The organism is Dermacoccus sp. 147Ba (assembly GCF_004151355.1).
Taxonomy (GTDB): domain Bacteria; phylum Actinomycetota; class Actinomycetes; order Actinomycetales; family Dermatophilaceae; genus Dermacoccus; species Dermacoccus abyssi.
On record NZ_SEHL01000004.1, the window covers coordinates 150,464 to 164,862 of the forward strand.

The window sequence follows — 14,399 nt, forward strand, 5'->3', positions numbered from 1 at the left end:
ACGCGCCTGCGTGTGCGGATCAGTCCTGCGGGGCGGTTCCCTGGAGCACCGTACGCAGCGTGGCGTCGATGTAGGCGCCACGTTCCTCGGTGCGCACGGCGAGCGCCGACAGCACGATGCCCTCGATGCTGGCCACGGCGGTCTCGGCGCGCAGGCGGGCGTTGTCCGTCGTCGTACGGCTGACGATGCCTTCGACGATCGTGACGAGCTCACCGCGCCACTCCCCCACGGCCGGAACGAGTTCCGGTGACCGCAGGGACTCGAGCGACAGCTCGAGGATGGCGATCATGAGCGCGCCACCGTCGTCCGTCACCCATCGTTCGAGCAGGGCGGTGGCGAACGGCGCGGTGATCATCGGGTCGCCGGACACGTCTGGGAGCGAATCGCCGAGCGCACGCACCTCGTCGGCCAGGCGCGCCCCGACGTGGCCCGTCAGCCCCGCGAGCAGCGCGGCGCGGGTGCGGAAACTCACCGAGCACGTGCCCTCGGGAAACCCGGCCTGACGATCGACGGCGCGGTGCGTGAGTCCACGCAGACCCGACGTGGCGAGCACCGCCGTCGCAGCGTCGAGCAATGCCTCACGCCGTGGCTGGGGCTCACTCGTGGCGGCGTTCGTCGAGGTCATGTGGGATCAGATGATGTCGCTGCTGTGCAGGCGACGTGCGGCCTCCGCGATCGAGCCCGTCATCGACGGGTACACCGAGAACGTGTTGGCGACCTGGTCGACCGTCAGGCGGTTCTGCACCGCCATACCGATCGGGTAGATGAGTTCCGAGGCCTGCGGTGCGACGACGACGCCGCCGACGATCGTGTTCGACCCCGGCACCGCGAACAGCTTGACGAAGCCGTCGGTGATGTTGCGCATCTTCGCGCGCGGGTTGGTCGACAGCGGCAGCGTGACCGTGCGCGCCTCGATCTTGCCCTCCTCGATGTCCGTCTGGCTGTAGCCGACGGTGGCGATCTCGGGGTCGGTGAAGATGTTGGCCGTGACACCGCGCAGGTTAAGCGGCTGCACCGCGTCGCCGAGCGCGTGGTGCATGGCGACGCGGCCCTGCATGGCGGCGACGGACGCGAGCGGGTACACGCCCGTGCAGTCACCTGCGGCGTAGATGGCCTGGGCCGTCGTGCGCGAGACGCGGTCGGTGACGATGTGACCCGACTCGGTGAGGTCGACGCCCGCGGCCTCGAGGCCGATGCCCTTCGTCTGCGGGATCGAACCGACGGCGAGGATGGCGTGGCTGCCCTCGACCTTGCGCCCGTCCTCGAGCGTGACGATGACCTTGTCGCCCTCGCGCGTTGCGGCCATGGCACGGCTGCGGTTGAGAACCGTCATGCCGCGGCGGCGGAAGACGTTCTCGATGACGGTGGCGGCGTCGGCGTCCTGACCGGGCAGCACGCGGTCACGCGACGACACGAGCGTGACGTCCGAACCGAGGCCCAGGTAGGCGTGCGCCAACTCGGCACCCGTGACACCGGAACCGACGACGATGAGTTTCTCGGGCACCTCGGTGAGGTTGTAGATGTGCTGCCACGTGAGGATGCGCTCACCGTCCGGCTTGGCCGAATCCATGATGCGCGGGCTCGTACCCGTGGCGAGCAGGATGACGTCAGCGCGGATGTCCTCGGTCTCGCCGTTGTCGAGCTCGGCCTCCACCCAGCCGTGGCCCTTGATGCGGCCGATGCCGCGGCGAATGCGCACACCCACACTCTCGAGCTGTGCCTGGATGTCGCGCGACTGGGCCTTCGCGAGCTTCATGATGCGCTCGTTGACCTGCCCCAGGTTGGCGTGCGCGTGCTGGTCCTCCTGCGACGCGTCGAACCCGACACCCAGACGGCCGGCCGCCTCGAAGCGCGACAGGAAGTCGGACGTGGCGATGAGGGTCTTGGAGGGGACGCAGTCGGTGAGCACCGCAGCACCACCGAGACCGTCACGATCGATGACGGTGACCTGCGCACCGAGCTGAGCGGCGACGAGCGCGGACTCATAACCGCCCGGGCCACCACCGATGACGACGACAGACTTCTTCCGAGAGCTCACAGACCTATCAAATCACTTGACGTCAAGATAAATCGAATCCCCGATGAGGACTCTCACCACCCATTCTCGCAGACTCCGCCCACCGCGTTCGGTTCCCCGCTGTCGGTGGGGAGCACTACCCTGAACGACGTGAACGCGCAGAACGAGCAGAACGAGCAGACGAGCCTCTCCCCCCTTGCCGACCCTTCCGTCGACCCCTTCGAGGTCGCGCGTGACGCCGCCCGCGTCATCCGCGAACGCACGAGCGTCGAGAAGCACGACGTCGCCCTCGTGCTGGGCTCCGGATGGGGCCAGACGGCCGATCTCATCGGTGAGGTCAAGGCCACGGTCGACAACACGGACGTTCCCGGTTTCGCAGCCGCCGCCGTGGCCGGCCACTCCGGTCAGATGCGCTCCATCGAGATCGAGGGCAGTGGCAAGCGTGCTCTCGTCTTCGGTACGCGCACCCACTACTACGAGGGCAAGGGCGTGCGCGCCGTCGTCCACGGCATGCGCACGGCTGCGGCGGCCGGCTGCGACACGGTCGTCCTGACGAACGGTTGCGGCGGACTGCGCCCCGAGTGGGCGCCGGGCACGCCGGTGCTCATCAGCGACCACATCAACCTCACGGCCACGTCGCCGCTCGAGGGCGCCACCTTCGTCGACCTCACCGACCTCTACTCCTCGCGCCTGCGTGACGTCGCCCGCGGCGTCGACGCCGACCTCGACGAGGGTGTGTACGCCCAGTTCCCCGGGCCGCACTACGAGACGCCCGCCGAGGTGCGCATGGCCAAGACGCTCGGCGCCGACCTCGTCGGCATGTCGACGACGCTCGAAGCCATCGCCGCGCGTCACGCGGGCCTCGAGGTGCTCGGCATCTCCCTCGTGACGAACGCCGCCGCCGGCATCAGCGAGAACCCCCTGAGCCACGAGGAAGTCATCGAGGCCGGTCAGGCCGCCGCGGCGCGTTGCGGCCAGCTGCTCTCCGGCATCGTCCGCGCACTCTGATCCCCTCGACCCGCCCGAAAGGCACCACGCGATGAGTCTCGAGAACCTGCTCGCCTCGGCCCGATCCTGGATCGCCGACGACCCCGACGCCGCCACCCGCGCGGAGCTCGAGGCCGTCGTCGCGCGCGCCGAAGGTGGCGACGACGTGGCGGCCGCCGACCTGGCCGACCGCTTCGCCGCGTTCCTCGAGTTCGGCACCGCGGGCCTGCGTGGCGCGCTCGGTGCGGGGCCGAACCGCATGAACCGCGTCGTCGTGCTGCGCGCCGCGGCCGGGCTCACGCGGTACCTGCAGGATTCGCTGGCACGCCGTGACGTCACCGTCGTCATCGGCTTCGACGCCCGCCACAACAGCGACGTCTTCGCCGCGGACACGGCCGCTGTCGTCACGGCCGCGGGTGGGCGAGCGCTCGTTCTGCCCCGTCCGTTGCCGACGCCCGTTCTGGCCTTCGCGATCCGACACCTCGGCGCCGACGCCGGCGTCATGGTGACGGCCAGCCACAACCCGCCGCAGGACAACGGGTACAAGGTCTACCTCGGCGACGGCAGCCAGATCGTGCCGCCGTCCGACGTCGAGATCGCCGCGGCGATCGACACCTTCCCCACGGCCGCGTCGGTCGCTCGCGCCGAGGACGGCTGGGAGACGCTCACCGACGAACTGGCCGCCGACTACGTGGCGGCCTGCGGGGCGTCGGTCGGCGCACCCGCCGCCGAGCTCTCGATCGTGCACACCGCCCTGCACGGCGTCGGTTCGGCCACGCTTTTCGAGGCCTTCGAGGCGGCCGGCTACGCCCGCCCGCGCCCGGTCGCCTCGCAGGAGCAGCCCGACCCCGAGTTCCCGACCGTCGCCTTCCCCAACCCGGAGGAGCCGGGCGCCATCGACGCGGCGCTTGAGCTCGCTCGCGAGACCTCCCCGGACCTCGTCATCGCCAGCGACCCGGACGCCGACCGGTGCGCCGTCGCCGTGCCCGACCCCAAGGCGGCCACCGACGCCGACCCGCAGGGTTGGCGCATGCTGCGCGGCGACGAGGTCGGCGCGCTGCTCGGCCACCGTGCTCTCGGCCTCATCACGACCGGAGCCGCCACTGGTGCTGATGGCGGCCCGGGCGTCGTCGCGAACAGCATCGTCAGCTCGCGGCTGCTCGGCGCGATGGCCCGGGCCGCCGGCGTTCCGCACGAGGAGACCCTCACGGGCTTCAAGTGGATCGCACGCGTTCGCGACATCGCCTACGGCTACGAGGAGGCGCTCGGCTACTGCACCGCTCCGGCGGTGGCCCGCGACAAGGACGGCATCAGCGCGGCCCTCGCGGTCGCGGAGCTCGCCGCCGGTCTCAAGGCTGACGGCCGCACCCTCGTCGACCTGCTCGACGACCTGGCTCGCGAGCACGGCGTGCACGCGAGCGACTCGTTCAGCATCCGTGTGAGCGACCTCGCCCTCATGCCCGCGCTCATGGGGCGCCTGCGCGAGCAGCCCGCAACGCAGATCGGCAACGTCGTCGTCGCAGCCTTCCACGACCTCGCGAAGGGCGACGGAGGCCTGCCGCCCACGGACGGTCTGCGCTACCTCCTGGCCGACGGCACCCGCGTCATCGTGCGCCCCAGCGGCACCGAACCCAAGGTCAAGGTCTACCTGGAGGCCATCGCTCACGTCGACGGCGACGACCTCGCCGGCGCCCGCACTCAGGCTGCCGAACGCCTGGCGGCCACGCGCGCGGCGATGGAAGCTCTCACGGCGCTGTGACGCAGGCTCGATCGTCCTCTCCCCTCGCCCGCGTCGTCGTCGTGTCGGGGCCTTCGGGCAGCGGCAAGTCGCGCTTGGCCCGGCACCTGGCGGCCACGCACGGGTGGGCCTTCGTCAACCTCGACGACTTCTACAAGGACCACGACGCTCCCGACCTACCCCGCTTCGCGAACGGCGAGATCGACTGGGACCACCCGGGCACGTGGAACGAAGAGGCTGCTGCCGTAGCGCTCGACACGCTGTGCCGCGAGGGCACCGTGAACGCACCGACGTACTCGATCTCGCACAGCCGCGCCGAGGGCACCCACCCCGTGCACCTCGACGGTGCGCGTTTCGTCGTCGCCGAGGGCATCTTCGCCCCGCACGTCATCGCCGGCCTGCGTGAGCGAGGGCTCCTCGAACAGGCCTGGTGCCTGCGTCGTAACCGCTACGTGACGGCGGCTCGACGTTTCGCTCGTGACCTTTCCGAACGACGCAAGCCGCCGGGCGTCCTCGTGCGCCGTGGATGGCGGCTGTGCCGTGACGAGCCCTCCATCGTCGCCGCTCACATGGACCTGGGTGCCGAACCCGTCTCGTTCCGTCAGGCGGTGCGACGGGCGTCTGCGCTCCAAAACGGCTGAACTCCGTTGCCCGCCGGTGTCCGTCCAGGCCGATAGGGTGATCGCGCACGATCAACTGGGAGGAACATCACCGTGAGCAACTGGGGTCAGCAGCCGCCACCCGGCCCGTACGACGGGCAGGTGCCGGGCGAAGGCGCGGGCCAGTACGGCAGCCAGGACAACCGCACACCGTGGGGCGGGCAGAACGGCCCGGCGAACCCTGGTTGGCAGGGTGCGCCCCAGCAGCAGCCTTACGGGCAGGGCGCCTACGGCCAGGGCGGTTATAGCCAGGGTGGTTACGGCGCGCCTCAGAATCCCTACGGTCAGCCCGGGTACGGGCCCGGCCAGGGCGGCTTCGTTCCCCCCGGCCCCGCCTTCGTCCCGCAGGCGGCCAAGCCCGGCGTCATGTCGCTGCGTCCTCAGAACGTCGGCGACATCTTCGACGCCGCCTTCCAAACCATTCGCGGTAACCCCGGCGGGTCCGTGGGCACGGTCCTCGTCGGCGCGCTCCTCGCTGCCATCCTCTCGGCTGCGTTCGTCATCACGGGTGCGATGAACAGCTCGAGCGCCGACGGCACTCCGGACACGGCGGCGCTGGTCGTCATCGGTCTCGCTGCGCCGATCGCCGGGCTCGCCGCCATGGCGTCAGCCGCCGGTCTCGTCCACGTGTTCGCCCAGGCCGTCATGGGCCGCCGCGCCACCGTCAGCGCATCGCTGCGTGTGGGAGTGCGGCGCATGTGGTCGATGCTCGGCGTGGGCTTGCTCATGGTTCTCATCATGGTGGCCGTCATGGTGCCCCTGATCCTGGCGATCGTCCTCGCTGCATCGCAGGACAACGGCGGCCCCATCTTCCTGGCCGTCCTCGTCGGCATCGCAACCATCTGCGCCGTGGTGTGGGTGGGCATTCGCCTCTGCTTCGCCGGGCACATCGTGGTCATGGAGAAGGCTGGCCCCACCACGGCACTGCGGCGGTCGTGGCAGCTGACGAAGGGCCGCTTCTGGCGCACTCTCGGCATCACCATCCTCGCGCAGCTCATCGTCTCGGCGATCAGTTGGGTGGTGCAGTTTATTGTGTCCCTGATCATGCTCATCTTCCTCGGCGTGAGCCTCGCGGGTGCCTCCAACGGAGGGGAGGTGTCCGATGCGAGCGTCGGCGCCGCGATCGCGGCTGGTGTGCTCGCCGTCGTCTTCACCCTTCTGTCCTATGCCCTCATCTACCCGTTCACGACGAACGTCACGGGAGCCCTGTACGTCGACGCGCGCATGCGTGACGAAGGCCTGGCGAACCAGCTGATGCAGCTGCCGTCGAACGCCATGGCCGCCAAGGTGAAGCTCACCGACGGGGCGCTCGACTTCCCCTTGCCGGGAGCCGGCGCCCCGGGTGGATTCGGCCAGGCGCCGTACGGCGCTCCCGGTACGGGTCCGATCGACTACCGCTGACCTTTCGCGCGGACGTGCACGATGGCCGACTCGCCTCCCCTCACCCCTGACAGCCCGACGGCGCGCCGCTGGCTGTCCGAGGAGTTGGCGAAGCCGGAGTATCAGGACAACCCGTCGCTGATCGAACGCCTCATGAAATGGCTGTCCGAGCACTTCGGAGGCGGCGTCGGTGTCGGTGGTGTCTCGATCCCCGCGTGGCTGATCGCCGTCGTCCTCCTCGCCGTCCTCGTCACGCTCTTCGTCGTGTCGTGGCGTCGGCATCGCCCCAGTGCGCGCGTCGAGAAGGACGCGAGGCGCAAGCGTTCGGCCACCGTCTTCGACGCGGCCCGCCTCGAGGCAGGCGACTACCTCGCCTGGGCCCGCGAACTGCGCGGGCGTGACGACGCTGCGGCGCTGCTCGCTGCCTACCGTGCGCTCGTCGTGCGGGCCGAGGACGGCGGCCTGCTCCTTCTCGACGACGCGACGACGGTCGGGGACGTCACGCACGTCCTGCGCGACGCGCTGCGCCGTCGGGACGTGCAGGAGCCGTCGTTCGGGGTGCCCGAGGCAAGCCACGCATTCGAGTCGGTGCGCTACGGCCACCACACGCCGACGACCGCGCAGGTCGACGACGTCCTCGCTCTCGAGGCTCTCGTAGGCGAAGCCCCCAGTCCGAGCGGAGCCGCGCGATGAAGCGCCGGCCCAACGGGTTGATCGTTGGTGTGCTCACGCTGAGCGTCCTTCTCCTCGTCCTCCTCGTCATGACGGCGCGCCCGCACACGAACACCCCGCTCGACCCGGACAACCCCTCGCCTCACGGAGCTCAGGCCGTTGCGCGCGTCCTGGAGCAGCACGGGGTTGCCGTCGACCGAGCCGGAAACCTCGACGAGCTGCGTCGTGGCAACACCGGCGACGAGACGACGGTGTTGCTGACCGACGAGTTCCTCATTCCGCACGACGAGCGGCAGGACTTCCTCGCGTCGGCCCGCACGGCCGGCACCCTCGTCGTTGTCGACCCCAGCGACAGCCTGCGGGAGTCGCTGTTCGACCAGGAGGCCGACGAGTCAAAGAACGGGCCCGTCTACGCCGCCTCGGCCGGGGACGGCAAGAAGATCGTCGCGATCAACGACCCCACGCTGCTGACGAACGCGTCCGTCGACGACGGTGACAACGCCCGCCAGGCTCTGACCAGCCTCGGTGAGCGCCGGCGCATGGTGTGGATCTCGACGTGGAACGGCGCAACCGGCGAGCGGACCGGCCTCGACTGGCCCGCCTGGAAGACGCCGCTCACGTGGGCGATCGGGCTGTCGGTGCTCTTCCTCGTCGTCCTGCGCGGGCGACGCTTCGGTCTACTCGCGCTCGAGCCCATGCCGGTGACGGTCAAGGCCGTCGAATCGACACGGGCCCTTGCCTCCCTCTACCGCCGCTCGTCAGCACGGGATTCGGCCGCGAGCGCCCTGCGCGACGGCACCGCCTCCCGCGTCGGAGCCGGCCTCGGCCTGGCTCAGGGACGCCGCTCCCCCGACCTCGTCGCGGACGCCCTGCGAGCTCGCGGAGGCACCACCACGGAGGGCGACGACGGCGCAAAGACCCCGAACGTCCCTCACGACCTGGCGGAGCGGCTCACCGGGCCGCCGCCCGAGAACGACAAGGCCCTCGTCGAGCTCGCCCGAGAACTCGACCGCCTCGAGAAGGAGATCCTGCGATGAGCGAAGCACCCCGTCCCAGCCACGACGAGGCCCGTCACGTGCTGCCGCGTTCGCACGACGATCAGAGTCAGCGCTCGACGAGCCCGTCGTCCGACCTCCCGTCGGCGCAGGAGGCCCGGGCCGCGCTCGACGAGGTGCGCCGTGAGGTGGCCAAGGCCGTCGTCGGGCAGGACGCCGCGGTGTCGGCGCTGCTCGTGGCGCTCCTGGCGCGGGGGCACGTACTGCTCGAGGGCGTGCCCGGTGTCGCGAAAACGCTCCTCGTGCGTTCGCTCGCCGAGGCGCTGTCGGTCGACTCCAAGCGTGTGCAGTTCACGCCCGACCTCATGCCGGGCGACATCACCGGCTCGATGCTCTACGACGCGGGGACGTCGGCCTTCGAGTTCCGCGAGGGCCCGGTCTTCACCAACCTCCTGCTCGCCGACGAGATCAACCGCACGCCTCCCAAGACGCAGGCCGCGCTGCTCGAGGCGATGGCGGAGCGTCAGGTCTCGGTCGACGGGCGGACGTACGCTCTGCCGACGCCGTTCCTCGTCGCGGCAACCCAGAACCCCGTCGAGTTCGAGGGCACCTACACGCTGCCCGAGGCCCAGCTCGACCGCTTCCTCATGCGCATCACGCTGCCCGTGCCGGAGCGCGACGCCGAGATCGAGATCGTCCGCCGTCATGCACAGGGCTTCGACCCGCGGCGCATGCAGTCGGCCGATCTGCGTGCCGTGGCAACCCCCGCTCACCTCGAAGCCGCGTCGCGCGCCGTCGAGTCGGTCCGCGTCGACTCCGACGTGGCTGCGTACATCGTCGACCTGGCCCGGGCCACGCGCGGCTCTGCCGCAGTCCAGCTCGGCGTGAGCCCACGCGGTTCCACCGCCCTCATGGCCGTCTCGCGGGCCTGGGCGTGGCTGAGCGGCCGCGACTTCGTCACCCCGGACGACGTGCGCAGCCTCGCGCAGGTGACGCTCGCCCACCGCATCGTGCTGCGCTCCGAGGCCGAGATGGACGGCCTCGACGCCGCGCAGGTGCTCGACCAGGCCGTGAGGTCGGTGGCCGTCCCGCGCTGAGGCCCTGCCCCCAACACCCCGACGTCCCACTGACCACAACGATCCCGTGAGGAGGTAAGCCGTGTATCTGAGATGGCCCGCAGTCGCCGCAATGGCCGCGGTCTGCCTCGTCGTGTTCGTCGTGCCCTCGACGCAACTCGTCCTCGTGTGGTTCGTCGTCGTGGCGCTCCTCGCCGGCCTCGACGTCCTCCTGGCGCCGCGGCCGTCGTCGTTGCAGTTCGAGCGCCGCCAGCCCGATGGCGTTCGTCTCGGCGAGGAAACCGTCTCGCACCTCGTCGTGACCAACCCGACGTCGCGTACGTTCCGGGGCGCCGTTCGCGACGTCTGGTCGCCCGGAGCCGGCGCCCAGGACGACCGTAGCGTGTTGAACCTCGCCCCCGGCGCGAGCGTCGACCACGTCGTTCACCTGCTCCCCACGCGGCGCGGAATGCGCCCGAACGACGCCATCACGGTGCGCTCGGCCGGTCCGCTCCGGTTGGCCGGTCGCCAGACGCGCCTCGACGAACCGGGCCTGGTGCGCGTGCTGCCCGCCTTCAGTTCACGCGCCCACCTGCCGAGTCGTCTCGTGCAGCTTCGCGAGATCGAGGGACGCTCGCTGGTGCGCGCTCCCGGCAGCGGCAGCGAGTTCGACTCGCTGCGCGACTACGTTCGCGGCGACGACGTGCGCAGCATCGACTGGAGGGCCACGGCACGACGCCGCGCTCCCGTCGTCCGGACGTGGCGGCCCGAACGCGATCGCCGCGTCTCGATCCTGCTCGACACCGGGCGGCTCAGCGCAGGGCGCCTCGCCGACACCACACGCCTCGACGCCGGCATGGAGGCCAGCCTCCTCCTGGCCGCTCTGGCCGGTCACGCCGGCGACAACGTCGAATGGACGGCAGGCGACCGTACTGTTCTCGCGCACGTCCCGCCGACGAGCGGTCGCAATGAGGCGGTGCGGCGCATGATGCTCGCCATGGCTCCGCTCGAGTCACGCCTCGTCGAACCCGACTGGTCACGCCTCGTGCAGGAAGCCACTGCCGACGCGCGCCGCGGCTCGTTGCTCGTCATCGTCACGCCGTTCGAACCCGCCGCGGTCGAGGAATCCCTCGTTCCGCTGCTTCCGGCTCTGGCCCGCGAGACCCGGGTCGTCATCGCCTCCGTGGCCGATCCGGAGGTGGGCGCCATCGCGGCGAAGCGCGACAACGTGCGCGACGTCTACGGAGCCGCGGCCGCCGAACGACTCCGGCACCGCACGACGACGATGCGCGCGGCGTTGGAACGTCACGGCATCTCGGTGCTGCACGAACCACCCGAGCGCCTCGCGCCGGCCCTCGCCGACCACTACCTCGTCCTCAAGCGCGAGGGCCGCCTGTAGCGCCGGTCAGCCGGCGACGAGTTCGTCCTCACGCAGGCGGGCGTCGACGTCACCCGTCACACCGGCCGCCACCGCGCGGCGACCGAGGATGACGACGTACGCGATGAAAGAACACCACGCCGTGAAGCCGATGAGCAGGCGCACCGGCGTGGGCAGCCCGGACGGCGTGACGAAGGCCTCGATGAAGCCGCACAGCGCCAGAACGGCGACGAGGCCCATCGCCGCAGTGAACGCCGTGCGCATCTCCGCCGCGAACGCGTCGGCGCGCGAGCGGGGGCCCGGTTCGATCCACGACCAGAAGCCGCGCAGACCGATGCCGGCGGCGACGAAGATCGACGTCAGTTCGAGCATGCCGTGGGGCAGGATGAGGCCGAAGAACAGCGAGAGCCGGTCGTCGGAGGCCATGAGGCCAGCGGAGACGCCCGTGTTGACGATGTTCGACCACAGCAGGAGCGGAATGGGAAAACCGAGGGCGCCGAGGGTGATGCACAGGGCCGCGACCCACGCGTTGTTCGTCCAGACCCGGAACGCGAAGTCTTGGGCCGCGTAGGAGGAGTAGTAGTCCTCGAAGTCGTGCCGCGTCAGCTGCGAGATCTCCTCCGGGCTGAGGACGCTCGAGACGAACGCGGGGTGCGTCGCCGTCCACCAGGCCACGAGCGCCGTCAGCACGACGAAGGCGACGCCGACGCCGGCCCACCAGCGCCAGGCGCGGTAGCAGATGGCCGGAAACGTCTCGAGGAAGAAGCGGGCGAACGCCCCCGGATCGGCCCGGAAGTCGCGCGAGGACTTCACCCGGGCACGGGCGATGATCGTCGAGAGGTACTGCGTGAGAACGGGATCGGCCGACGTGGACTGCACGAGCGAGAGGTGTGACGCCGCGCGCTGGTAGAGGTCGAGCATCTCCTCGGCCTCGGTGCCAGTCAGGCGCCGTTTGCGCCCGAGTTCGTCGAGACGGGCCCACTCCTCGCGGTGCGCTGCGACAACGGCTTCCACATCCACGCTCGTACTCTACGCACCGGCTGCGGCCAGTAACCTGTTCGCGTGGCACACGTCGACGATCGGGAACTGCGCCCGCTGCGGGATCTCACCGGCCCGGCGCAGATCACCGGTGAGGCGGTCGCTCTCGACCTGCCCCCGGCCGGCGTCGGCATGCGCATTCTCGGCGTGATCATCGACCTCATCGTGTGGGCGGTGACCTTCTTCTGCCTCAACTGGGCCGCGCTGAAGCTGGTCGGCACCGCCTCGGATGCGGTCCGAGCAGGGTGGAGCATCGTCGTCCTCGTGACCTCCTTCGTGCTCCTGCCGACGGTGGTCGAGACCCTCACGCTCGGGCGTAGCCTCGGAAAACTCATTCTCGGCATGCGGGTCGTGCGCACCGACGGCGGCGCCATCTCGTTCCGTCACGCTCTCGTCCGCAGCTTCGTGGGCTTCGTCGAGATCATCGGCACCGCAGGCATGGTCGCTCTCGTCACGGCCACGCTGACGAGCCGCGCGAGGCGACTCGGCGACCTCGCGGCCGGTACCTACGTCGTGCGTGAAACCCGAGGACTCACGCTACCGCCGCCCGCCCAGATGCCGAGGCAACTCGCGGCGTGGGCTGACTCCCCCGCCGTCGTCAGCCCGCTACCGCAGGACCTCGCGGCACGGATGGCCCTCCTCGTGCGCCAACAGCACGTCATGCGTACCCCGGCGTTCAACGCCGTTGTGACGCAGACGCTGCGCGAGGTCCTCCCGCATGTGCAGCCGCCTCCCCCGCCGGGCCACGACCCCTTCGCCGTTCTCGTCGCCGTCAGCGTCCTGCGTCGCGACGCCGACGCCCGCCGCATCGAACGCGACGCGCGCATCAGGCGCTCCGTCCTCGGACGCTGACCCGTCTGAAACGCGAACGACGGCCCGTTTCCCCTTGAGGGGAAACGGGCCGTCGTGTTCGTGCGGTCGTCAGCCCTGGCCGCGTGCCACGGCGTAGGCCGGCTTGATCACGGTCATGATGATGTCGAGTCGCTCGTCGAAGCCCACAAACGCGGACTTCATCGCGTTGACGGTGACCTTCTCGAGGTCGGCCAGCGTCCAGCCCGCCTCGCGGACGAGGCCCGTCATCTCCTTCGTCATCGACGTGTCGCTCATGAGGCGGTTGTCGGTGCTCAGTGCGACGCGGAAGCCCAGCGCGAGCAGCAGTGAGATCGGGTGCGAACGCAACGAGAAAGCAGCGCCCGTCTGGAGGTTCGACAGTGGGCAGACCTCCAGCGCGATGCGGCGGTCACGCACGAACGCGGCGAGGCGGCCGAGGCGAACATCGGCTTCCCCCGCGCGCACGCGGGCCGGGAGCGCGGCACGTGCCGGTTCGTCGAGTTCGCCGTACTCCACGCCGTCCACGCTGATGTCGTCGGTGATGCGCACGCCGTGGCCGAGCCGCTCGGCGCCGCAGTACTGAATGGCCTCCCAGATGCTCGGCAGACCGAACGCCTCACCGGCGTGAATCGTGAAGTGGGCGTTCTCGCGGCGCAGGTACTCGAAGGCGTCGAGGTGGCGTGTGGGAGGGAAGCCGGCTTCGGCGCCGGCGATGTCGAAGCCGACGACACCCTTGTCACGGTAGGCGACGGCCAGCTCGGCGATCTCGACGCTCTTGGCCGCGTGACGCATCGCGGTGAGCAGGGCGCGCATCACGATCGGGCGTCCCTGGCTCTCGGACTCGCGGGCGCCGGCCTCGAAGCCGGCCAGCACTGCGTCGACGACCTCGTCGAGACCAAGTCCCTGTTCGATGTGCAGTTCGGGCGCGAAGCGCACCTCGGCGTAGACGACGCCGTCGTTCGCGTGGTCGAGGGCGCACTCTCGGGCCACGCGCTCGATGGCCTCGCGCGTCTGCATGACGCCGACGGTGTGCGCGAACGTCTCGAGGTAGCGCTCGAGCGAACCGGAGTCCGCGCTGTCGCGGAACCACGCGGCGAGCGATGCCTCGTCGGCGGCGGGCAGGGCGTCGTAATCGGTCTCACGGGCGAGTTCGAGCACCGTGGCCGGGCGCACGCCGCCGTCGAGGTGGTCGTGGAGAACGACCTTCGGCAGCCGCGCGATGACGTCCTCGCTCAGGGTGCTCTTCGTGGTCTCGTCGCTCATGCGTTCGTTCCTTCGTCCTCGCGGCCAACCGTTTCGGGCGTGAACGCCGGCAGGCAGACGGCAACGTACTCGGCGCCGTCGGGGCCGACGGTGTAGCGAACGCGCTCCCCCGCGCGAGTGACGACGCTCTGGCCGGCCTCGACCTCGAGCGTGCCGCCGTCGTGCTCGACGCGCACCTGACCAGCGAGCACGAGCGTCACCTCGTCGAACTGGGGCGTCTGCGCCGGCTCGTCCCACCCGGCAGGCGCCTTCATGTGAGCCACGGAGACCGCGCGCTCGCCGGTTGACGCGACGCCCACGTGTTCGTCGATGATCTTGCCGCCGGGTACGGGAATGCGCACCGGCGTGGTGAGGAGTTCAGGCATGCGGTCAGCCTAGTGCTCCGC

The 14,399-nt window shown here is 70.4% G+C and carries 14 protein-coding genes; 9 read left to right on the top strand and 5 right to left on the bottom strand.

Annotated elements, in window-relative coordinates; genetic code table 11:
- Positions 1-19 precede the first annotated feature (19 nt).
- Positions 20-625, bottom strand: coding sequence for a TetR/AcrR family transcriptional regulator (locus tag EVU97_RS06980; RefSeq protein WP_129664592.1), 606 nt, complete (start codon positions 623-625; stop codon positions 20-22).
- A gap of 6 nt (positions 626-631) precedes the next feature.
- Positions 632-2,038, bottom strand: a complete 1,407-nt coding sequence (locus EVU97_RS06985; RefSeq protein WP_129664594.1) for an NAD(P)H-quinone dehydrogenase — start codon at positions 2,036-2,038, stop codon at positions 632-634.
- A gap of 129 nt (positions 2,039-2,167) precedes the next feature.
- Here EVU97_RS06985 and EVU97_RS06990 point away from each other — a divergent pair, with 129 nt between their 5' ends.
- The 8 genes from EVU97_RS06990 (at position 2,168) to EVU97_RS07025 (ending at position 10,902) form a co-directional block, all read left to right on the top strand.
- Positions 2,168-3,025: a purine-nucleoside phosphorylase gene (locus EVU97_RS06990; RefSeq protein ID WP_129664596.1), complete on the top strand. Its 858-nt coding sequence runs from the start codon at positions 2,168-2,170 to the stop codon at positions 3,023-3,025.
- Between the two features lie 31 nt (positions 3,026-3,056).
- Positions 3,057-4,763, top strand: coding sequence for a phospho-sugar mutase (locus tag EVU97_RS06995; RefSeq protein WP_129664597.1), 1,707 nt, complete (start codon positions 3,057-3,059; stop codon positions 4,761-4,763).
- Positions 4,760-5,383 carry a uridine kinase gene (locus EVU97_RS07000; protein ID WP_129664599.1) on the top strand — a complete coding sequence of 208 codons (624 nt, stop codon included), beginning with the start codon at positions 4,760-4,762 and terminating at the stop codon, positions 5,381-5,383. The genes EVU97_RS06995 and EVU97_RS07000 overlap by 4 nt, the downstream gene beginning before the upstream one ends.
- Before the next feature lie 72 nt (positions 5,384-5,455).
- Positions 5,456-6,802, top strand: coding sequence for a glycerophosphoryl diester phosphodiesterase membrane domain-containing protein (locus EVU97_RS07005; RefSeq protein ID WP_129664601.1), 1,347 nt, complete (start codon positions 5,456-5,458; stop codon positions 6,800-6,802).
- A 21-nt stretch (positions 6,803-6,823) separates the two neighbouring features.
- Positions 6,824-7,474: a DUF4129 domain-containing protein gene (locus EVU97_RS07010; RefSeq protein ID WP_129664603.1), complete on the top strand. Its 651-nt coding sequence runs from the start codon at positions 6,824-6,826 to the stop codon at positions 7,472-7,474.
- Positions 7,471-8,490: a DUF4350 domain-containing protein gene (locus tag EVU97_RS07015; RefSeq protein WP_129664606.1), complete on the top strand. Its 1,020-nt coding sequence runs from the start codon at positions 7,471-7,473 to the stop codon at positions 8,488-8,490. Before EVU97_RS07010 ends, EVU97_RS07015 begins: the two co-directional genes overlap by 4 nt.
- Entirely contained in the window at positions 8,487-9,545 is a 1,059-nt protein-coding gene (locus EVU97_RS07020; protein ID WP_129664608.1) for a MoxR family ATPase, read from the top strand. The genes EVU97_RS07015 and EVU97_RS07020 overlap by 4 nt, the downstream gene beginning before the upstream one ends.
- A 61-nt stretch (positions 9,546-9,606) precedes the next feature.
- Entirely contained in the window at positions 9,607-10,902 is a 1,296-nt protein-coding gene (locus tag EVU97_RS07025; protein ID WP_129664610.1) for a DUF58 domain-containing protein, read from the top strand.
- A 6-nt stretch (positions 10,903-10,908) separates the two neighbouring features.
- Here EVU97_RS07025 and EVU97_RS07030 read toward each other — a convergent pair whose 3' ends face one another.
- Complete coding sequence (locus tag EVU97_RS07030) at positions 10,909-11,901, bottom strand: stage II sporulation protein M (RefSeq protein ID WP_047311857.1); 993 nt, start codon at positions 11,899-11,901, stop codon at positions 10,909-10,911.
- Positions 11,902-11,943: 42 nt separating this feature from the next.
- On the opposite strand from EVU97_RS07030, the gene EVU97_RS07035 reads away from it, so the two are divergent.
- A complete protein-coding gene (locus tag EVU97_RS07035) occupies positions 11,944-12,771 on the top strand; it encodes an RDD family protein (protein WP_129664612.1) in 828 nt (275 codons plus the stop codon).
- A gap of 69 nt (positions 12,772-12,840) precedes the next feature.
- Here the strand turns inward: EVU97_RS07035 and EVU97_RS07040 are convergent, their stop codons facing one another.
- Positions 12,841-14,013: an adenosine deaminase gene (locus EVU97_RS07040; RefSeq protein ID WP_129664614.1), complete on the bottom strand. Its 1,173-nt coding sequence runs from the start codon at positions 14,011-14,013 to the stop codon at positions 12,841-12,843.
- Positions 14,010-14,378 carry a cupin domain-containing protein gene (locus tag EVU97_RS07045; RefSeq protein ID WP_118913383.1) on the bottom strand — a complete coding sequence of 123 codons (369 nt, stop codon included), beginning with the start codon at positions 14,376-14,378 and terminating at the stop codon, positions 14,010-14,012. The genes EVU97_RS07040 and EVU97_RS07045 overlap by 4 nt, the downstream gene beginning before the upstream one ends.
- Between the last annotated feature and the right edge of the window lie 21 nt (positions 14,379-14,399).